Origin of the sequence: Streptomyces himastatinicus ATCC 53653 (assembly GCF_000158915.1) — a bacterium.
GTDB lineage: Bacteria > Actinomycetota > Actinomycetes > Streptomycetales > Streptomycetaceae > Streptomyces > Streptomyces himastatinicus.
Map to the genome: position 1 here is coordinate 5,073,539 of NZ_GG657754.1, position 17,212 is coordinate 5,090,750.

The 17,212-nt window shown below is 70.8% G+C and carries 21 protein-coding genes and 2 pseudogenes; 10 read left to right on the forward strand and 13 right to left on the reverse strand.

The window, feature by feature from the left end; all coding sequences use genetic code 11:
* Positions 1 to 82 precede the first annotated feature (82 nt).
* From SSOG_RS21270 to SSOG_RS21285, 5 genes and pseudogenes are all read right to left on the reverse strand, one after another.
* Positions 83 to 331 (reverse strand): hypothetical protein, encoded by a 249-nt coding sequence (locus SSOG_RS21270; protein ID WP_009716297.1) that lies wholly within the window; start codon positions 329 to 331, stop codon positions 83 to 85.
* Positions 332 to 406: 75 nt separating this feature from the next.
* Positions 407 to 1,683, reverse strand: a pseudogene (locus SSOG_RS21275) (ArsB/NhaD family transporter).
* 48 nt (positions 1,684 to 1,731) lie between these two features.
* Positions 1,732 to 2,145 carry a CBS domain-containing protein gene (locus SSOG_RS21280; RefSeq protein WP_009716299.1) on the reverse strand — a complete coding sequence of 138 codons (414 nt, stop codon included), beginning with the start codon at positions 2,143 to 2,145 and terminating at the stop codon, positions 1,732 to 1,734.
* On the reverse strand, positions 2,132 to 2,269 hold the full coding sequence (locus SSOG_RS53770) for a hypothetical protein (protein WP_167542439.1): 138 nt from the start codon (positions 2,267 to 2,269) through the stop codon (positions 2,132 to 2,134). Before SSOG_RS53770 ends, SSOG_RS21280 begins: the two co-directional genes overlap by 14 nt.
* Before the next feature lie 99 nt (positions 2,270 to 2,368).
* A complete protein-coding gene (locus SSOG_RS21285) occupies positions 2,369 to 3,001 on the reverse strand; it encodes a hypothetical protein (RefSeq protein ID WP_039938257.1) in 633 nt (210 codons plus the stop codon).
* A gap of 128 nt (positions 3,002 to 3,129) precedes the next feature.
* Between SSOG_RS21285 and SSOG_RS21290 the strand changes: the two genes are divergently transcribed.
* The 4 genes from SSOG_RS21290 to SSOG_RS21305 all read left to right on the forward strand — a co-directional run bounded on the left by SSOG_RS21290 (position 3,130) and on the right by SSOG_RS21305 (position 5,140).
* Positions 3,130 to 3,561 (forward strand): Hsp20/alpha crystallin family protein, encoded by a 432-nt coding sequence (locus SSOG_RS21290; RefSeq protein WP_009716301.1) that lies wholly within the window; start codon positions 3,130 to 3,132, stop codon positions 3,559 to 3,561.
* Between the two features lie 100 nt (positions 3,562 to 3,661).
* Positions 3,662 to 4,057, forward strand: a complete 396-nt coding sequence (locus tag SSOG_RS21295; protein WP_009716302.1) for a DUF2267 domain-containing protein — start codon at positions 3,662 to 3,664, stop codon at positions 4,055 to 4,057.
* A 68-nt stretch (positions 4,058 to 4,125) separates the two neighbouring features.
* Positions 4,126 to 4,560, forward strand: coding sequence for a DUF2267 domain-containing protein (locus SSOG_RS21300; protein WP_425385426.1), 435 nt, complete (start codon positions 4,126 to 4,128; stop codon positions 4,558 to 4,560).
* A 211-nt stretch (positions 4,561 to 4,771) separates the two neighbouring features.
* Positions 4,772 to 5,140: a hypothetical protein gene (locus tag SSOG_RS21305; RefSeq protein ID WP_039938259.1), complete on the forward strand. Its 369-nt coding sequence runs from the start codon at positions 4,772 to 4,774 to the stop codon at positions 5,138 to 5,140.
* A gap of 41 nt (positions 5,141 to 5,181) precedes the next feature.
* On the opposite strand, the gene SSOG_RS21310 is transcribed toward SSOG_RS21305, so the two are convergent.
* Positions 5,182 to 5,964, reverse strand: a complete 783-nt coding sequence (locus SSOG_RS21310) for an MBL fold metallo-hydrolase (RefSeq protein WP_009716305.1) — start codon at positions 5,962 to 5,964, stop codon at positions 5,182 to 5,184.
* A 91-nt stretch (positions 5,965 to 6,055) separates the two neighbouring features.
* Between SSOG_RS21310 and SSOG_RS21315 the strand changes: the two genes are divergently transcribed.
* Positions 6,056 to 6,652 carry an ABATE domain-containing protein gene (locus tag SSOG_RS21315; protein WP_039938260.1) on the forward strand — a complete coding sequence of 199 codons (597 nt, stop codon included), beginning with the start codon at positions 6,056 to 6,058 and terminating at the stop codon, positions 6,650 to 6,652.
* Positions 6,653 to 6,707: 55 nt separating this feature from the next.
* Here the strand turns inward: SSOG_RS21315 and SSOG_RS48695 are convergent.
* Both SSOG_RS48695 and SSOG_RS21320 read right to left on the reverse strand, forming a co-directional pair.
* Positions 6,708 to 6,857: pseudogene (locus tag SSOG_RS48695) on the reverse strand (flavoprotein); the annotation flags it as partial.
* Positions 6,858 to 6,952: 95 nt separating this feature from the next.
* Complete coding sequence (locus SSOG_RS21320; RefSeq protein ID WP_039938261.1) at positions 6,953 to 7,531, reverse strand: TetR/AcrR family transcriptional regulator; 579 nt, start codon at positions 7,529 to 7,531, stop codon at positions 6,953 to 6,955.
* 81 nt (positions 7,532 to 7,612) lie between these two features.
* On the opposite strand from SSOG_RS21320, the gene SSOG_RS21325 reads away from it, so the two are divergent.
* On the forward strand, positions 7,613 to 8,386 hold the full coding sequence (locus SSOG_RS21325; protein ID WP_039938262.1) for an oxidoreductase: 774 nt from the start codon (positions 7,613 to 7,615) through the stop codon (positions 8,384 to 8,386).
* 98 nt (positions 8,387 to 8,484) lie between these two features.
* Here the strand turns inward: SSOG_RS21325 and SSOG_RS21330 are convergent, their stop codons facing one another.
* From SSOG_RS21330 to SSOG_RS21340, 3 genes are all read right to left on the reverse strand, one after another.
* Positions 8,485 to 9,228 (reverse strand): hypothetical protein, encoded by a 744-nt coding sequence (locus SSOG_RS21330; protein WP_009716310.1) that lies wholly within the window; start codon positions 9,226 to 9,228, stop codon positions 8,485 to 8,487.
* Positions 9,229 to 9,325: 97 nt separating this feature from the next.
* The gene (locus SSOG_RS21335) at positions 9,326 to 9,970 is read right to left on the reverse strand and encodes a LysE family translocator (protein WP_009716311.1); all 645 of its coding nucleotides are present in this window, start codon (positions 9,968 to 9,970) and stop codon (positions 9,326 to 9,328) included.
* A gap of 79 nt (positions 9,971 to 10,049) precedes the next feature.
* Complete coding sequence (locus tag SSOG_RS21340; RefSeq protein WP_154685964.1) at positions 10,050 to 11,261, reverse strand: hypothetical protein; 1,212 nt, start codon at positions 11,259 to 11,261, stop codon at positions 10,050 to 10,052.
* Between the two features lie 170 nt (positions 11,262 to 11,431).
* Between SSOG_RS21340 and SSOG_RS21345 the strand changes: the two genes are divergently transcribed.
* Positions 11,432 to 11,995 (forward strand): dihydrofolate reductase family protein, encoded by a 564-nt coding sequence (locus SSOG_RS21345; RefSeq protein WP_009716313.1) that lies wholly within the window; start codon positions 11,432 to 11,434, stop codon positions 11,993 to 11,995.
* A 19-nt stretch (positions 11,996 to 12,014) separates the two neighbouring features.
* Here the strand turns inward: SSOG_RS21345 and SSOG_RS21350 are convergent, their stop codons facing one another.
* Positions 12,015 to 13,961 (reverse strand): NAD-binding protein, encoded by a 1,947-nt coding sequence (locus SSOG_RS21350; RefSeq protein ID WP_009716314.1) that lies wholly within the window; start codon positions 13,959 to 13,961, stop codon positions 12,015 to 12,017.
* 303 nt (positions 13,962 to 14,264) lie between these two features.
* On the opposite strand from SSOG_RS21350, the gene SSOG_RS21355 reads away from it, so the two are divergent.
* The 3 genes from SSOG_RS21355 (at position 14,265) to SSOG_RS21365 (ending at position 16,831) form a co-directional block, all read left to right on the forward strand.
* Positions 14,265 to 14,675: a PepSY domain-containing protein gene (locus SSOG_RS21355; protein WP_009716315.1), complete on the forward strand. Its 411-nt coding sequence runs from the start codon at positions 14,265 to 14,267 to the stop codon at positions 14,673 to 14,675.
* A gap of 150 nt (positions 14,676 to 14,825) precedes the next feature.
* On the forward strand, positions 14,826 to 15,446 hold the full coding sequence (locus SSOG_RS21360) for a response regulator transcription factor (RefSeq protein WP_009716316.1): 621 nt from the start codon (positions 14,826 to 14,828) through the stop codon (positions 15,444 to 15,446).
* Positions 15,443 to 16,831 (forward strand): sensor histidine kinase, encoded by a 1,389-nt coding sequence (locus tag SSOG_RS21365; RefSeq protein ID WP_009716317.1) that lies wholly within the window; start codon positions 15,443 to 15,445, stop codon positions 16,829 to 16,831. Before SSOG_RS21360 ends, SSOG_RS21365 begins: the two co-directional genes overlap by 4 nt.
* Here the strand turns inward: SSOG_RS21365 and SSOG_RS21370 are convergent.
* Positions 16,821 to 17,183: a hypothetical protein gene (locus SSOG_RS21370; RefSeq protein WP_009716318.1), complete on the reverse strand. Its 363-nt coding sequence runs from the start codon at positions 17,181 to 17,183 to the stop codon at positions 16,821 to 16,823. The two genes, SSOG_RS21365 and SSOG_RS21370, sit on opposite strands and share 11 nt — an antisense overlap.
* Positions 17,184 to 17,212 lie beyond the last annotated feature (29 nt).

Here is a 17,212-nt window from a genome sequence, read left to right on the forward strand (position 1 = left end):
GGTCACGTTTCCCTGGTCATCCGCACGACAGCCCCGGAGAGCGTCGTTGATTCCCAAGCTCAGAGCGCGAGTTCGATTCTCGTCACCCGCTCCAACGCAAAGCCCCAGGCCAGCGGCCCGGGGCTTCTTTGTTGTCTAAACCTCTCAGGGGGGTGGCGACGGCGGTGTCCACGGCACCGAGCAACGCGTCGGCGGTACGGACCCTCACCGCCGCGTCGGACCCCCGGACCGCACCGAGCAGCGAACCCCACAGCAGACCGGTATCGGAGACGTCGACGAGCATCCGCTCGTAGCCGCCGAGGAAGTCGGCGTGTATCCGGTCCTGTCTCATCGGTCCGCTCCCTGTGGTCCGTGGATTCCGGTGGGTCGGTGACGCGTACGGTCAGTTCAGGGCGAAGTACCGCAGTCACAGGTATCCGGCGCACAGAGTCACGGTCACGGCGGTGACGACCAGGCCGTACCGGGTGAACTGCCAGAAGGAGATGGGCTGGCGGTTGCGTTCGGCGATGCCCAGGACGACGACATTGGCGGAGGCGCCGATGGCCGTGGCGTTGCCGCCCAGGTCTGCGCCCAGGGTGAGGGCCCACCACAGCACGTGGACACCGTCACCGCTGCCGAAGCCGTGGGCCAGGTCGGCGGTGATAGGAGCCATGGTGGCGACGTAGGGGATGTTGTCGACGACCCCGGACAGCACAGCCGAGCCGAACAGCAGCAGCATCGTGGCGCCGAGTTCACTGCCGCCGGTGGCGTCCGCGAGGGCGCGGGAGATCTCTCCGATGACACCGGTCTCGATGAGCGAGCCGACCATGATGAACGGCCGGCGAAGAACGCCAGCGTCGGCCACTCCACCTCCTTCAGTGCCTCACCGGTCTCCACCTTGGAGATGGCGATGAGCAGCCCGCCGCCGAGCAGGGCGACCACGCTGGGTGCGTAGTGCAGCACCGGATGCGCCACGAACCCGAAAACGACCAGGGCCAGGACTCCCAGGCCCTGGTAGAGCAGCCGGTGGTCGCGGATGGCCTCGCGCTCCTCCAGCGCCATCACCTCGGCGGCGTGCTGCTCGTCGTACACCAGCGCCTTGCGGAACATCACCCGGCACAGCAGCACGAGCACGACGGTGAGCAGCGCGGCGATGGGTGCCAGGTGGACGAGGAAGTCGTTGAAGGTCAGCCCGCCCCGGCTGGCGATGATGATGTTCGGCGGGTCACCGACGAGCGTCGCGGTACCGCCGATATTGGACGCCAGCACCTCGGCGATCAGGAACGGCGCCGCTGGCAGCGCGAGGCGTTCGCACACCAGCAGGGTGACCGGGGCGACCAGCAGGACCGTGGTGACGTTGTCCAGCAGCGCGGACGCGGAGGCGGTGATGACTATCAGCATGGTCATCACGCGAAAGGGTTTGCCGCGGGCGCGCTTGGCCGCCCAGATCGCCAGATACTCGAACAGGCCCGTCTGCCGCAGGACCCCGACGATCGCCATCATGCCCAGCAGCAGGAAGACGACGTTCCAGTCGATCCCGGGGTGCTCGTCGAAGAAGGCGGCCTTGTCGTCCGTGGCACCGATGTCGAGCATGGCCGCCGCCCCGGCCAGGGCGGCGGCCGTGCGGTGCACGCGCTCACTGATGATCGCCACGTAGGCGACGACGAAAACGGCGATCGCCGCCCAGCAGTGCCAGTCACTCATGGGGCTCCACAGGTCCGAGGAGCCGATGGAGGAGCTGCGAGGCGGTGATCACCCCGAGCAGGTACGGGCCCGCCTTGTCCCGATCGGCCACCGCCACCAGCGGCTGCGCACACGCGCCATCAACGCGGCCACCTCCAGCGCGGTGTCGTCGGGGGCGGCGATCGGTGGCCGGGCCGCCTCGTCGGACAGCAGGTCACCCACCCGGCGGCCGCGCAGTGCCTCGCACAGCCGGTCCGCGTGGTTCTCGTCGACGACCGCCGCCAGCGCCGGATCCTCGACCACATAGCCCGGGACCAACGCCTTCACCACCTGGGAGGCGGGCAGGATCGCCTTCGGCTCCCCGTCCCCGTCCAGGACCAGCAGCCCGGGCAGTTGGCGCTCGGCCAGGAGGCGGGCCGCCGCCAGTGCGTCGTCATCGACGCTGACCGACTCGTACTCCACGGCCAGATCACGTGCGCACATCTCCGTCCTCCTTCACCCGGGGCGCCGACGGGACGCCCTCGACCGTGCGCTTCTCCCTCTCCACATCGTCGTCGTCCGGGATACCCACGAGGTCCTCGACGTCGAAGAGGCGGGCGACGGGCACGTCCCGTGCTGCTGTGAGCAGCGATGGAGAAAACGTTGACGCCCGCTGTCCGCACGACGCGGGGGATGTCTCGCGCGCGCTTTGGAGTAACGAGTGGGGTCAGGGCGGTGTGAGGGTGTCGAGTTGTGCGGCGAGGTCGGGGTGAGTGGTGGTCAGGTGGGGGCGGGTGGCGTTGAGGGGACGGATGAGCTCGGCGGGGTCGTCGTGGGCGAGGGCGGCGTGGAGCTGGCTGAGCGGGAGGCGGGCCGTGGTGGGCAGGTCAGTGAGGGCGGCGATCTGGCCGGCGATGCGGCGCAGGTCGGCTGCGTTGCGGCGGGCCCAGGTGGTGGTGGTGCGTTGGGCAGCGCGGCGTTCGCGGGTGGCCTGGACGCGTTGTTCGCCGGTGGTTCCGGCGGGACCGGGCCGGTTGCGCAGGTAGCGGCGTTCGGCGGCCTGGCGGCTGGCGACGCCGAGAGGGTGGGCGAGGTCCGCCCAGCTGGCACCCGCCTCTCGAGCGGTTTCGATCAGCCCGGATTCCCATCCAGCGAGCTGCTCGCGTACCTGCCGCAGCAGGAGAAGCGAGGCCAGGGCCTGCTCCGGGCCGACGTCGTGAGTGTCGGCAGCGCCGGGGACCTCTTGGCGGGCGGCGTGCAGGGCGTCGTCTATGGCGTGCAGGGCTGCCGCGGCAGTGAGGAACGACGCCGGGCTCTGTGTGTCGGCACTGGACGATGCCGGCTGGTCGGCCGGGGTCATGGGCACCTCCCTCAGGTAGTCGTCCTTTGGACGACATCAGGTTTGTCATCCATTGGATGACATGCTACAACGGAATCAGTGAGGCGCATTGGCAGCAACTGCCCGAACCTTCCTGGAGGTGTTTTCCGATGTTGATGCGCACCGACCCCTTCCGTGAGCTCGACCGGCTGACGCAGCAGCTGATGGGACCGGCCACCTGGTCCCGGCCATCCCCGATGCCGATGGACGCCTACCGCGAGGGCGACCAGTACGTGGTGGCCTTCGACATCCCCGGCGTCAGCGCGGACGCGATCGACATCGACGTCGAACGCAACATGCTGACCGTCAAGGCCGAGCGCCGACCCCTGGCGAAGACCGACGACGTGCAGATGGAACTGTCCGAGCGGCCGCTGGGCGCCTTCTCCCGCCAGATCGCGCTCGCCGACACCCTCGATACCGAGCACATCCAGGCCGACTACGACGCGGGCGTGCTCACCCTGCGCATCCCGATCGCCGAGCGCGCCAAGCCCCGCAAGGTCACCATCGGCGTCGGAGCCGGCCGCAAGGAGATCTCCGGCTGAACCGGACAGACAAGGGCTGAACAGCGGCGGAGGACGGGTATCTGATCTCCCCCTCGCCCGTCCTCCGCGCCACGGGCCGAGGAAGGGGGCGACGGCCGACGTGGCTGTGCGACGTGAAGCGTTCCTCGACCATGTGAAGGAACGCGGCGAATACGACACTCCGCAGGAGGCCGAACGCGCGGCCCGCGTGGTGCTCGCCCTGCTGGGCGCACACCTGGTCGGCGAGGTACGCGCCCAGCTGGCGGCGCGTCTGCCGGAAGGCTTCGCCCTGATCCTCCTCAACCCGCTACAGAGCGCCGAGCCGCTAACCCCGGAGCGGTTCGTGCGGGCGACCGCGGCCTGGATCGAAGGGGCCACCGAACAGACCGCGGCCTGGGACGTCAGCGCTGTCCTGTCCACGGTCGCCGACAGCGCCGGCGACGACCTCCTCAGCGAGATCCTGCTCCAGCTCCCCGTCGGCTACGACCTCCTCTTCGGCCGCCCCCGACCCACCTGACCACCCACCCCCGGTGACCGCACACCGGCCACCACGACCCTGGTGACAGAAAGGCAACCACCGCAGTGATGTCCGACCAGAGCGCACCGCTCCAGCAGCCCCGCACAAGGGCGTACGAGCACATGCTGGAAAAGGTCCGCTACGACGGCGCCTACCCCACCCGCGAGAAGGCCGAAGGAGCCGCCTGCCTCGTCCTCGCGGGACTGGGACGTCAGCTGACCGGCGACGAACGCGTCGAACTGGCCGCCCGCCTACCCCTCGAAGCCGCACGCATCCTCACCGCCCAGATCCCCGACACCCAGCCGCTGGGCGGCTGGGCCTTCGTCAAGGACCTCGCCGCCCGCACCGGCGCCTCCCTGGCCACCACCCGCTGGGACACCGGATCCGTCTTCTCCGCCGTCGCGGCCTACGCCGGCCCCGACCTCATCACCCGCATCCTGCGCCAGCTCCCCTCCGGCTACGCGCTGCTGTTCGGCCGCGCCGAACTCACCCCCGCCGCATAGACGGGGACATGCGTGCTCGGGGCGGGCGCGCGACGACCGCCGCGTCGCTGTCCGCCCTGCGCCCCGGACCATGCGAGGTGACCGCCGTTGCCTGCTCGACCGCCCGCATCGACCTCCTGGCAAGCACGGTCGAGCGCATCGGGGCGCCGGTAGATAAGAAGACACGATCAGACACCACAAAGCCCCAGGCCAGCGGCCCGGGGCTTCTTTGTTGCCCAGACCTCTCTACGCCTCTCGTGCCAGATGGCTCATCGTCGCGTTTCTCACTGGCCGCCTTGCGGTCGGCTGCGACGCGGGTGTCGATCCCGGCTGCCAACTGGGCTCCGTCGTCGAACACTCCGGGATCGACGCGGCCTTCGTCTACACCTTCGCCCGCTACGACCTGCCGCATGACGAGGACAACGACGACCGCGACTTCGACAAGGCGTCCTTCGGCATCGTCAAGGTCCTCACCGACGGCCGCACGGGAACCACCTATCCCGGCCTGCCATGGGAGCCCAAGGCCGCCTTCAGCGCACTCGCGGAGTACGGCCGCAGTCGGGTCGGCAGCGCTGGGCCTCCCCCGGTCGCGGCCGGATGAGGCGGGGCGGCTGCCGTGCGTCACGACAGTGAGCCGGCCGCTCAGCCCAGGTCCAGGCGGTCGGCCAGTCCCGCGGCGGTGAACGCGGCCACCAGTTCCTCGCGGCCCTCGGTGAAGTGGCCCCAGCTGTCGTAGTGGACGGGAACCACCCGGCGGGCGCCGAGGATCTGGGTCGCCTCGGCGGCCCGGGCGCTGTCGACGACGATGCACGCGCCGTCGAAGAGGTTGGGGAAACGGGGGGCTCCGGCGAAGAGGACGGCGGTGTCGACCGGGGCGAAGCGCTCGGCGATCTCCTTGACCGCGTCGAGCGAGGCGTTGTCGCCGCTGACGTAGACGGTGGGCAGGCCGTCACCGGTCAGGACGAAGCCGACGACCTCGCCGGTGACCGCTTCGACCTCCTCGCGCGGTCCGGGGCCGTGGACGGCGGGCACGCCGGTCACGGTGATCGTGCCGCCGCCGGGACGGTCCAGCTCGACCGACTCCCAGTCGGTCAGCCCCGTGGCGCCCTCCCCCAGGCGCTGTCCACCGCCGGGGGTGGTGAGGGTGAGGGGTACGTCGGCGAGCAGGGCGCGGCCGGAGTGGTCGAGGTTGTCGGGGTGCTCGTCGTGGGAGAGGAGGACGACGTCGATGCGGCCGAGGTCGGCGGGGCTGCCGGAGGAGGGGGCCGTCTTGGTCAGCCGTCGGCCGTCCGGCCTGGGGTAGTCGCCGGGTGCGTCGAAGGTCGGGTCGGTCAGAAAGCGCAGGCCGCCGTACTCGAAGAGGGCGGTCGGGCCGCCGAAGACGCGTACGGGCATGGGCTCGCCGGTGGGGCTGAGGGCAGACATGAAAGAGGTTCCTCACGGTTGAGAGGTGGCCTATCCGTGAACGACAGAAGAGCATTTCTCACGGATAAACGCAAGCCGTACCATGAGACACATGAAGGAGCCCCTGACCGCCGAACCGCTCCCGCCCGCACCCGGCGCCGAGCAGTACCCCGCCCTCGACCTGGCCAACAGCGCCATCGCGATGCCCGGCGGCCAGTTCCTCGACCTCCTCGGCACCCCCGCCGCCACCAATCAGTGGCTGGTCGACCACGATCTCGCTCCGGCGGACACCGGTATGCAGGAGATGTGCGCCGCGCAGCTGCGGTCACTGCGCGAACAGATCAGGGCACTGCTCGCGTCCCGCGTTGCCGCACTGCCCGCCCTGCCCGCGGCGCTGGCCGCCATCAATGACGCACTGACCCGGGTCCCCACCGCCGCCCTGCTGCACTGGGACGAGAAGAACGGCCCCTACCGCGCGGCCCCGCACCCCACCACCCAGATCGTCGACCACGCCCTGGCGACCCTTGCCGCGGACGCCGCCGACCTGCTCACCGGCCCTGACGCCGAACGCCTCACCGCCTGCGGCTCCACCCCCTGCAACCGCTACCTGCTCCGCGCCGGACGCCGCCACTGGTGCTCCACCCGCTGCGGCGACCGCGCCCGCGCCGCCCGCGCCTACGCCCGCCGCACCCAGCCCGACACGGACTGACCCGCGCCCGCGCATGGCGTACGCGACTGCCACGTAGTGGGCGACGGCGCGCCCAGCCCTGTCCGTACAGGATGCCCACGGCCAGGGTGTCCGAGATCCCGGCGGCCCAGTTGTTGATCGTGTTGAACGTTGCCGGGGCGACCGCGATCGCGTCCGCGGGCGGGAGGGGCCGCGGGTCGCCGGGAGAGCGCCAGGCGGAGCGGATCAGCCGCACTGGAGTGGCCGCAGTCAGGAAGGCGTGAACTCGTACTGCAACGACATCGGCGGGCCGCGGCGCCTGGCACCCGACAGTGGTGCGGCTCAGGTTGCCCGTGGGGCGCCGAAGCGCAGGCCGTCGAAGAGGATGGCGGTGATCTGTCTGGCTTCGTCCTGCCAGCCCTCCACGGCGCGCATTGCGCAGATACCCCCCAGGGCGCGCAGCAGGGTGGGACCGGTGACGCCGTCGCGGATGGCGCCGGCCTTGGCGCCCGCGTCGAGTAGCTGGGTGAGGGCGTTCGCCATCTGGGTGCGGGCGTCGTCGAAGACCGGTGAGTCCGTTGCCATGATGCTCTCCAGGGCGACGGCCATCCCTTTGCCCACGGCCGCGTGGTCCACGAGCAGCAACAGGAAGCGCCGCAGGGCCTCGTCCGGGGCGTGTTGGTCCAGGAGCTTCGCGGGTGCGGCGCACAGGTCGTCGGCTTCTTTGCGGTAGACCTCCTCGACGAGGGCCTCGCGCGTATCGAAGTGGCGGTAGAGCGTTCCGACGGCCACCCCGGCCCTGCGGGCGATCTCCTCGACGTGCGCGTCGGTGTGGCCGCCGAGGAACGCGTCCCGCGCTGCCGAGAGAAGCGCCTCGCGGTTGCGCCGCGCGTCGGCGCGCAGCGGACGTGATGACGGCAACAGAACCTCCGTAAGGTGAGTCCGGTTCCGGTTATGTATTGTTTCCGGAGTCGGGTTCATCTTACGGAGGGACGGGCACTCATGACGGTTGCAGGAGAAGGGCTGGACGGCCTTCGTGTGCTGGTCACTGGTGGCAGCCGCGGTCTGGGCGAGGCAACCGCCCGCCGCTTCGCCGCAGCGGGCGCGACCGTGCTGACAGCCTCTCGGAGCGAGCCGAGGAAGGACCTGCCGGCCACGTTCATCCCCGCGGACCTCTCGACGGAGCAGGGTGTGGCGGAGCTCGGCCGACAGGTCATCGACCTTGTGGGTGGGGTGGACGTACTCGTGAACAATGCGGGCGCGGCGAGCGCCCCGGCGCCGACCCTGAGCCGGTCGGACGCGTCCTGGCGTGCGGATCTGGAGATGAACCTCCTCAGCGCCGTGCGCTTGGACCGGGCCCTGGTGCCGGGGATGACCGAGCGGGGGTCCGGCGTCGTCGTGCACGTCTCCTCGATCGCGAGCCGCCTTCCGCAGCGCACGGAGGCGTCCTACGCCGCCGCCAAGGCGGCGCTCAACGCCTACAGCCGCGAACTGGCGACCGAGGTGGGCGAGTACGGGGTGCGCGTGGTGTGCGTCCTCCCGGGCTTCGTCGTCACCGAGGGCGCCACCGCCCACCTTCAGCACATCGCCGACCAGCGGGGTGTCGGTACGGACGAGGTCACGCGGCAGATCGTGGACCACCTGAAGGTTCCCATGGGCCACCCGGGCGACCCCGAGGACGTCGCCGAGATGATCGCATTCCTCGCGTCCGGGCGCGCGAAGTGGCTCACGGGAGCGCAGTTCCGCGTCGACGGCGGCATCATCCCGGTGGTCTGAGCAGCGGCCGGCACGGGATCCTCGACGGTGTCGGTGACGACGGGTGAGTCCCCGAAGGCATCTTCCTCTGGTCCGATCGCTGACCCGAACGAAACTGCCTAGTGCGCGACGTTGTCCCACGGGTCGCCCAGCCGGCTCTCGTGGCTCTCCTCCAGCGCGACCAGGGCGGCGATGAGCCGCTCGTCCCACCAGTCCGCGAGGAGGGACAGCTGGAACTCGTAGCCGTCGTCGTGCCAGTCCAGGACGGTCTCGCCGTCGATCCGCCACTTCGTGCGCCGCGGTGTCCGCGCCGAGGCGCCCTCGAGGATGCTCAGGAAGGCGAGGATCAGCTGTACGGGCCAGAGCAGCCACCACACGACCCACCAGAAGGGGTGCCCCTTGTGGCCCACGGCGGCTGGGCGGCCGGTCTGCTGTACGGTCCAGCGGGTCCTGACCTGCCCGCCCCTCGCGGCCGGTTCGCGGACGATCGAGCCGAGCGGCGCCCCGGACTCGTCCGCCACGTCGTAAGTCGCCGGGCGGCCCCTGGACGCCGTCCTGGTGACCACCGTCGCCAGCTTCCGCTCCCGGTGAGGGTCGGCCCACAGGACGATGGAGCGGCTGCCCTGCTTACGTGCCTTCCGGTACTCGTCCAGCCCGCCCGGGGGCAGCGGCCGCTCCGGGTAGGCGAAGGTCCGTACGAGGTCGGTCCCGTCGGGCGCCCGGCGGGCCTCCCACATCCGTATCTCGCGGTACAAGGCGCCGTCCTCCGGCTCGCTCCCCTTGTCGTCGTCCGCCGTGTGCCCGGACTGGATCCGCTCGCCCGGATCCGCCAGCCACATCTTTCGCCCCAGCAGACGCCTCACCCTCGTGCACAACAGCCGCAACGCGATGGCCGGGACTCTATCGGGCCCCCGCAGGCTCGAGGGCCTGCGGACGGGCTGAGCCGTGTCGTGGCTTGGCTCAGGTGGAGACAGGCGTGCGGGACAGCGCGGTGCGCAGCGCGAAGACGCCGAGCAAACCGCCTGCCGTGAACCGCTGGGCGGTCATGGCGCGGGGCCGGGCGGCCAGAAACCCCGAGACCCGTGCTGCGCCCAGCATGATCAGAGCGTTCACGGAGATCCCCACGATGATCTGCACACCGCCGAGTTGGAGCAGTTGTCCCCAGGCCGGGCCTGCCTGCGGGTCCAGGAACTGGGGCAGCAGGGCGGCATACATCAGAGCGATCTTGGGGTTGAGCAGGTTGGTCAGCAGCCCCATCGAGAACAGGCGGGCGTCGGAGACCGGCGGCAGGTCCTGGGCCGGGGCGAAGGGCGAGCGGCCCCCGGGCTTGAGCATGCCCCAGGCGAGGTAGCCCAGGTAGACGGCCCCGGCGAGCTTGACCACCGTGAACGCCACCGGCACGGCGGCGAACAACGCGGACAGGCCCGCAGCCGCGGCCAGCAGGTAGCACACGAATCCCACGGCGGTCCCGCCGAGGCTGACCAGGCCCGCCCTGCGGCCTTGGGTGATCGCGCGGGAGGCGAGGTGGATCATGTTCGGTCCCGGGGTCAGGGCCATGCCCAGTTCGATCAGGGCCACTCCTCCGACTGCGGCCAGAGTGATCACCGGTCAGCCTCCTGGTCGTTCGTCGGGTACCTTCAGCAGCGCCTGCCTCGCCTACTGGAGGATACGGCCTTGCCGTTCCTCACCGGCGTCCGTCGCTCTTCATCAGAGGGTCACTTCGCGCAGGCAGCGCGTCGGAGGACCCGCCGCTCATGCGCAGCCGCTCGACCAGGAGGGGCAGCCCGACGACGACTATCAACCACACCTGCACGTAGAGCCTGTCGCCTTCCATCGCCACCGGATGGGCCGCGGACGTCAGCAGGCCCGTACCTCCCAGGGCGATCAGGCACAGCGCGATGGGCACCGAGCGGCTCATCGCACCCCAGGCGCCCAGAACCAGGAGCAAGAGCAGAGAGGGAGCCAACGCCTCTGTCTGGAGCCACTGCCACCAGTAGTTGGCATCGAGCCGGACCAGCAGCCGCCATGGGTTGGTGACTTCGGCGTACGTCCAGTGGAGGGTGAAGGTGTCCTGGAGCGAAGCCTCCAGTCCGGGCAACCGGAGCACCCTGCTCATCGCAAAGGCGACCAGGGACTCGAAGAGCGAGACGATGAGCAGGCAGCGCGTGCCCTTGTGCCGGGCTCGTGGAACGAACATCAGCGCCAGGGCACCCGCCGCCGCCAGGCATGGCCCCACCAGGACGAAGCTCGAGTACTTGACCGCGAACCCCAGCGCGAAGGCCCCCACGGACAGCAGAGCCCCCGCCGCCCGCCGCCCCTGGCACAGCCACACCGCACCGAGCAGCATGGCCACCATGAGGGCAAGCACCGGACCTTCCGTCATGGGCCGGCTCCCCCACAGCCCTATGGGCGTGACGTAGTACAGGCACTGACCGAGCCATGCCACCGGAGGCGGTGCACGCAGCGCGCGCAGGAGCACCAGGACCAGCAGCCCTCCGAGCGCCGTGAAACCCAGGGCAACGGCCGTCAGCCCCGCCTTGGCACCCAAGAGCCAGACGAACGGTGCGGCCAGCAGTGGATAGGCGGGACGAGCGTGAAAGAGCGCCTCGTACCGCGGATTACTGGGGTTGAGGCCATCCGCATATTGGGCCAGGCAGTCCTGGAACTCATTACGGCGCACCGGGTCCCGGAAATCGATCTGATGCAGCATGCGGTTCCGCTGAAGCATCGCCGCGGTGTCCGCACAGTAGGCCCGCAGCGCTTTGTCCTGGGCTTTCCGGTGGGGGTCGCCCAAGAACTCGTACGCCGAGCGAGCGTAGCGGTATGAGTCATTGGCGAAGCGCGTGCTCGGATAGGCGAAGACGTGCAATAACACGAATACGACGACCGTCAGCAACGGGATCACCTTGTGTATTCGACCCATGACGCACACCCTAAATGCGGACAAACTGGACGACACCTTGAATCGTCCACCAGGGTCTTGGTCCAGAGGGTCCCGCGAGCTGCGATGAGTTCTGCGGCGTCCGGCGGTCGTACTGTCGAACCCGCTACCGAGGAGGACCTCCGATGCGCAGCGTGACCTACTCGATGGGCCTCTCCCTTGACGGCTACATCGTCGGGCCGGACGGCGGCTTCGACTGGACGGTGCCCGACCCGGAGGTCTTTCGCTTCTGGATCGACGGGATCCAAGAGGTCGGCGTCCACCTGCTGGGGCGACGGCTGTACGAAACGATGCTGTACTGGGAGAACGCCGACCAGGATCCCTCGCTCGACGCCGCGGAGCTGGAGTGGGCCGGGCTCTGGAACCCGCTCCCGAAGGTGGTGTTCTCGACCACGCTGTCGGCGGTGCGGGGCAATGCCCGCTTGGCCTCCGGCGGCGTGGCGGAGGAGATCGAGCGGTTGCGCGCCGAGCCGGGAGAGGGCGACATCGCGATCGGCGGTGCGACTCTCGCGGCCGAGGCGGCCGCGTCGGGTCTGATCGACGAGTACCGGGCCATGGTCCACCCGGTGCTGGTCGGCGGTGGCATTCCGTTCTTTCCCCAGCACGAGCGCCGGGTGGATCTCGAACTCGTCGAGACCCGCACCTTCAGCTCGAACGTCGTCTACCTCCGCTACCGCGTGGCGCGCTAGCGGAGGGGGCGGCGCTCTCTCATCGGTCGGCTCCCTGAGATCCGTGAGATCCGTGGGATCCGGCGGACGCGTGGCCCGCGAGGAGTTCGCCCAGGCCCTGGCGGGTGGCGGCCAGCACCACGCGGTCCTGGGCCCGCAGGACATAGCCGGGGTACAGGTCCCAGACCAGGCCGGGCTCGCGTGCGTCGCCGTCGTGACGGGGCGCGGCGGCCAGGTCGCGTTGCCGGTCCGCGGGTTCCGCCGCGTCCAGGGCGATCACCCGCCAGGCGCCCGGGGTGAACGCCTCGGCGACGGTACGGCCTTCCAGCTGCGGGTGTCCGGCGACGTGCAGGGCGGCGAAGACCAGCACGCGGCGTTCGACCGGTATCGCGCCGAGGATCTGGCGTCCCATCATCGCCCCGGCGAAGGCGGGCGCTGCCAGGGTGGAGACGCTGCGGCTGCGCGTCATGGCCTGGGGGTGGGCGGCGCGCAGGGTGCGGTAGACGGCGGTGGCGAACTGGTCGTCGTACAGGCGCAATCCCACCCGTACCCGGGGTTTGACGGAGCGGGCGTAGAGCGTCGCTTCCAGGTTGGTGGTGTCGGAGCTGGTCAGGGCCAACAGGGCGTGTGCCCGCTGGATCTTGGCGGCTTCGAGGACGCCTTCCTGGGTGACGTCGCCGGTGACGGTCGGCACTCCCAGCCTGCGGGCCAGCGGGATACCGCGCGCCCCGGGGTCCTCTTCCACGCACACCACGGGGATGTCCATCTCCCGGAGCCTGGCCAGGACGCGGGTGCCGACCTTGCCCAGGCCGAGCAGGACGACATGGCCCGAGAGGCCGCGCGGGGGGCGACGCAGCGCGGACGCGGTACGGAACGTGCCCAGCGCCTCGAAGGCGGCGGCCACCAGGACGGGGAGCAGGAGCAGTCCGGTCAGCCCGGACAGCAGCTGGAGGATCTTGCGCGCGGTCGGCTCGTCGAGCGCCGGTTCGTCGATGGCCAGTACGTCCAGCACCGTGAGGTAGGCCGCGTGGACGAGGCCGGATCCGGTGAGCCGCCAGGAGGCGAGGGTGAGCGCGAGCACGGCGATCACCATTCCGGCGACGGACCAGCGCAGTCGGCGGGAGAACAGCGAGGCGAGGGGTACGCGGCGGCTGCCGAGCCGCCGTGGCGGCATGGGCGGCCCGGTGGCGGAGACGGCGTCGAGCACCACCGTGCCGCGGCCGGTGGCGGCGGCGACCTCGGCGTCGCCGGGCAGCAGCCTGGGCCCCTCGTCGCCGCTGCTGTCCGAGCCCTCGCTGCCGCCGGGGTCGCTGGTGGTGGACGAGAGCAGGGCGAGGGTGCACAGGCCGGGGTCGGTGGTCTCGTCGCGGCCGGGCGGGGTGCGTTCGGCCGCCCGCAGCAGCAGCCCGTCGGCCTGCACCACCTTGCTGGTGCCCGCGACGGCGGTGGCGGCCAGGGCGGGAGCCACGGTGTCGGCGTCCGATAGGACGGTGGCGGCGGCGTCCAGCTCCGCCGGGTCCATGCCGGGGTCGGCGACCCGTGCCGCCTGGTCGAGGAGTTCTTCCAGGTGCTGGCCGAGTTTGCGGTTGTAGAGCCGGATGACCAGCCGCAGCCGGGGGTTGAGGCGGCGGGCGCGCAGGGCGGCGTGGATGTTGGTCTCGTCGTCGTCATGGACCAGGGCGAGCGCCGTCGCGTGCTCCACACCCGCCTCGGTCAGCACGCCGTCGTCCAGGGCGTGGGCCTCCACGACGCGCACGCTCGCGTCCGGTTCGTCGTCGGCCACGGGCTGCCGGGGCAGCGGAACCCGCCCGACAGCCGCGGTGAACCGGCCGAAGAGCGTGGCGGCGGGGCCTCCCGCCAGCCGCTGCCCCGTGGACTCCGCCAGGGAACCACCGCCCGCGATGACGACCGTCACGCGTGCCCGGTAGACGCCGTGGAGCTCGGCGGCCAGGCGGTGCGCGAGCGCGTCGTCACCGCAGACGATCATGTGCGGTGCGGCCGGGCCGGGTGGTGCGGCGGATGAGGAGAACACGACGTCGAAGCCCCCGTTGGTCGATGATGTCGGCGGTCAGCTCACGGTGAAGTACCGCAACCACGTATATCCGGCGTACGGCATCCCCGTCGCCCCTCCCCGCCACCGAAAAGGTTGTCCGTTTCCTGGCGGCTCGCTGGTCGTAGGCTGGCCGGTCCTTGGACCGCTCGTTCCTAGGGTCGTTGACGTTCCCCAGGGGCCGGACCTTCGCATCGCGATCGGGCCCGGCCGTTCCTCTCCCCGATCCACGGAGTTGTCATGAACGTCAAGACCCGCGCCCTGACCGCCCTGTCCACCGGTGTCCTGCTCTTCGGCCTGGTCGCCTGCGGGGGCTCCGACTCCGGTGGTTCCGGCGCGGACGGCTCGAAGGCGACGCACGGTGCTGCCGGTTCCGACGGCGGCGGTGGCGGGAACGCGGAGGCGGAAGGCGGCGAAGCCGGAGAGGCGAAGGAGAAGCCGCTGACCGGTGAGGCGAAGCAGAAGGCCGAGGCGGCGGCGCTGAAGGCGCACCCGGGGTCGGTGGTCAAGTCCGAGGAGGACGTGGAGAACCCCGGCACGTACGCGGTGGAGATCAAGAAGTCGGACGGCGGCGAGGTCGAGGTCTACCTCGACCCGAAGACGTACAAGGTCGTCAAGACCAAGAACGAGGCAGACGACGACGGCAACTGATGTGCCGGGCCGCGGGATGGGACGGCAGTGCCGCACCCCGCGGCCGCCGTCGATGACCGGGGAATTCGGCGGGAGCCTCCCTCGACAGGCCAAGGACGGATTTGTGTGACCACGGCACATGTAACGGCTGAGCTGTGTGAATCTGGCGCCATGCAGGTGCTGCTCATCGAGGACGACGAACGTATCGCCGGCCCGCTGGCCGAGGGCCTCGGCCAGTACGGGTTCACCGTTGAGCGGGTCCGGACCGGGGCCGCCGCGCTGGCGGCGGCCGAGCCGGAGATGGTGCTGCTCGACCTGGGCCTGCCCGATATGGACGGCATCGACGTCTGCCGGATGCTGCGTCAGCGCTCCGAGGTGCCCATCATCATGATCACCGCGAGAGGCGAAGAACCACACGCGGTGGCCGCTCCCGTCGGCGCCGCGGACGGCGTGCGGCATGTGGGGCCGCTGGGCATCGACCGCCGCACCCGCCAGGTCCACCTCGCCGGACAGCCCGTCGCGCTGGCGCCGAAGGAGTTCGACCTGCTCGCCCATCTTGCCCGGGACCCTGGCGCGGTCTGCTCACGCCAGCAGATCATGGACCAGGTCTGGGATCCGCACTTCTTCGGCCCCACCAGGACCCTGGATGTGCACGTGGCCGCGCTGCGCCGCAAACTCGGCGACCCGGCCTGGATCGAGACCATCCGCCGGGTCGGCTTCCGCCTGCGCGTACCCGACGCGTCCGCCCCCGCCCCGGGTGTGGCCCCCGGGCCCGGGCAGGCCGACCGGTGACCCGGCGACTGCTGGCCAGCTATCTGGGCCTGATCCTCTTGGTCCTGCTGGGCCTGGAGATCCCCTTCGGTCTCGTCTACGCCCGAGGCGAGCTGTCCCGCTTCAGCAATGACATCGAACGCGACGCCGGAATGCTGGCCGAGGTCGCCGAGGAACGCATCGAGAAGGGCGACCAGGCCGAGCTCCCCGAGCTGGCAGCCGACTACGCCGAAGAGAACGGCGCCCACGTCGTCATCGTCGACAAGACCGGCACCGTCCTGACCGACACCGCCGGCCCCGCCGGCGCGGATCTGTCCGCCACTCCGGACATCGCCGCGGCCCTGCGCAACCAGCCCACCGTCGGCACCGCCCGCGACACGGGCACGGGCACCGAGACCCGGTACGCCACCATGCCCGGCTCCTCGGGCACCGTCATCCGCGGAGCGCTGCGGCTCAGCCGGCCCACCACCGTGCTCGACGACCGCGTCCACGACATCTGGGGCACGCTCGCCGCCATCGGCCTGGGCATTCTGGCCGCCGTGGCCCTGATCGCCGTCGCGCTCGCCCGCTGGATCGTGCGCCCCGTCCATGCCCTGGAACGCGCCACCACCCAGCTCGCCCATGGCACCCTCACCACTCCGCCCGCCACCGACATCGGGCCGCCCGAACTGCACCACCTGGCAGCTTCCTTCACCCATACCGCCACCCGCCTACAGCACCTGCTCCGCGCGCAACGCGCCTTCGCCGCCGAAGCCTCCCACCAGCTCAAAACCCCGCTGACCGCGCTGCGGATACGCCTGGAGAACTTCGAGCCACACCTCCACCCGGCGGCCCACGAAAGCCTCGACGAAGCCATCGAGGAGACCGAACGCCTCAGCCGCATGATCCAAGGGCTGCTCTCCCTGGCCCGCCTGGAAGACAACGCCACGACCCCCGAACCGTGCGACCTCGACATCGTGGTCGCCGACCGCGCCGCCATCTGGGAACCGTTCGCCGCCGAGCAGCAGGTCCGCATCGCCGTCACGGGTCGCTCTGCCGGCCGTGTCTGGGCCATCCCCGGAGCCGTGGAACAGATCATCGACAACCTGCTCGCCAACGCTCTGCGCGTCTCGCCCCCGGCCACCACCATTACCCTCGCCACGACCCACACGCCCCGGGTCGTCGAACTCCATGTCGTCGACCAGGGCCCCGGCATGACCGAGGCCGAACGCCACCGCGCCTTCGACCGCTTCTGGCGCGCCTCGGACACCCACCACGACGGCACCGGCCTCGGCCTGCCCATCGTCGAACAACTCACCCGCGCCAGCGGCGGCCACATCACCCTGGAACCCGCCCGTGGCGGCGGCCTCGACGCCGTGGTCCGCCTCCACCCCACAACGACCACCACTGCGGCGGTCAGCCCGTGAGGAGCAGGCCGAGCAGAAGGGAGGCGGCGTTGGCGGTGAGCGCGACGGCGTAGGGGAGGGGGCCGCGCAGTCGCAGCCCGTACCGGAGCAGCAGCGCCTCCGCCAGCCACACCACGCCCTCACTGAGCGAAAGTGCCACCGGGTACGCTGCCGAGGTCGTGCCCGTCGCGCGGGCCGCGCTCGGGAAGCCGCTGGTCAGGAACCACCAGAGCACCGGATGCGTCAGGCAGTTGACGAGTACGGCAGCGATGAGGGCCCGGCCGGGGCGTACGCGTCCGAGTGCCGGCAGGGCCGCCGAGTACAGCGGCACCTCGACGAGCAGGGTGAGGCCGAGGGCCAGGGCGTAGGGCACGGCCGCGATCGTGTCACGGGGGAAGGGGC

Bases quoted from the DNA above. Each gene is read 5' to 3' on its own strand.
- SSOG_RS21270 (WP_009716297.1), bottom strand. From the start codon at position 331: ATGAGACAGGACCGGATACACGCCGACTTCCTCGGCGGCTACGAGCGG.
- SSOG_RS21280 (WP_009716299.1), bottom strand. From the start codon at position 2,145: ATGTGCGCACGTGATCTGGCCGTGGAGTACGAGTCGGTCAGCGTCGAT.
- SSOG_RS21285 (WP_039938257.1), bottom strand. From the start codon at position 3,001: ATGACCCCGGCCGACCAGCCGGCATCGTCCAGTGCCGACACACAGAGC.
- SSOG_RS21290 (WP_009716301.1), top strand. From the start codon at position 3,130: ATGTTGATGCGCACCGACCCCTTCCGTGAGCTCGACCGGCTGACGCAG.
- SSOG_RS21300 (WP_425385426.1), top strand. From the start codon at position 4,126: ATGTCCGACCAGAGCGCACCGCTCCAGCAGCCCCGCACAAGGGCGTAC.
- SSOG_RS21310 (WP_009716305.1), bottom strand. From the start codon at position 5,964: ATGTCTGCCCTCAGCCCCACCGGCGAGCCCATGCCCGTACGCGTCTTC.
- SSOG_RS21315 (WP_039938260.1), top strand. From the start codon at position 6,056: ATGAAGGAGCCCCTGACCGCCGAACCGCTCCCGCCCGCACCCGGCGCC.
- SSOG_RS21325 (WP_039938262.1), top strand. From the start codon at position 7,613: ATGACGGTTGCAGGAGAAGGGCTGGACGGCCTTCGTGTGCTGGTCACT.
- SSOG_RS21345 (WP_009716313.1), top strand. From the start codon at position 11,432: ATGCGCAGCGTGACCTACTCGATGGGCCTCTCCCTTGACGGCTACATC.
- SSOG_RS21350 (WP_009716314.1), bottom strand. From the start codon at position 13,961: ATGATCGTCTGCGGTGACGACGCGCTCGCGCACCGCCTGGCCGCCGAG.
- SSOG_RS21355 (WP_009716315.1), top strand. From the start codon at position 14,265: ATGAACGTCAAGACCCGCGCCCTGACCGCCCTGTCCACCGGTGTCCTG.
- SSOG_RS21360 (WP_009716316.1), top strand. From the start codon at position 14,826: ATGCAGGTGCTGCTCATCGAGGACGACGAACGTATCGCCGGCCCGCTG.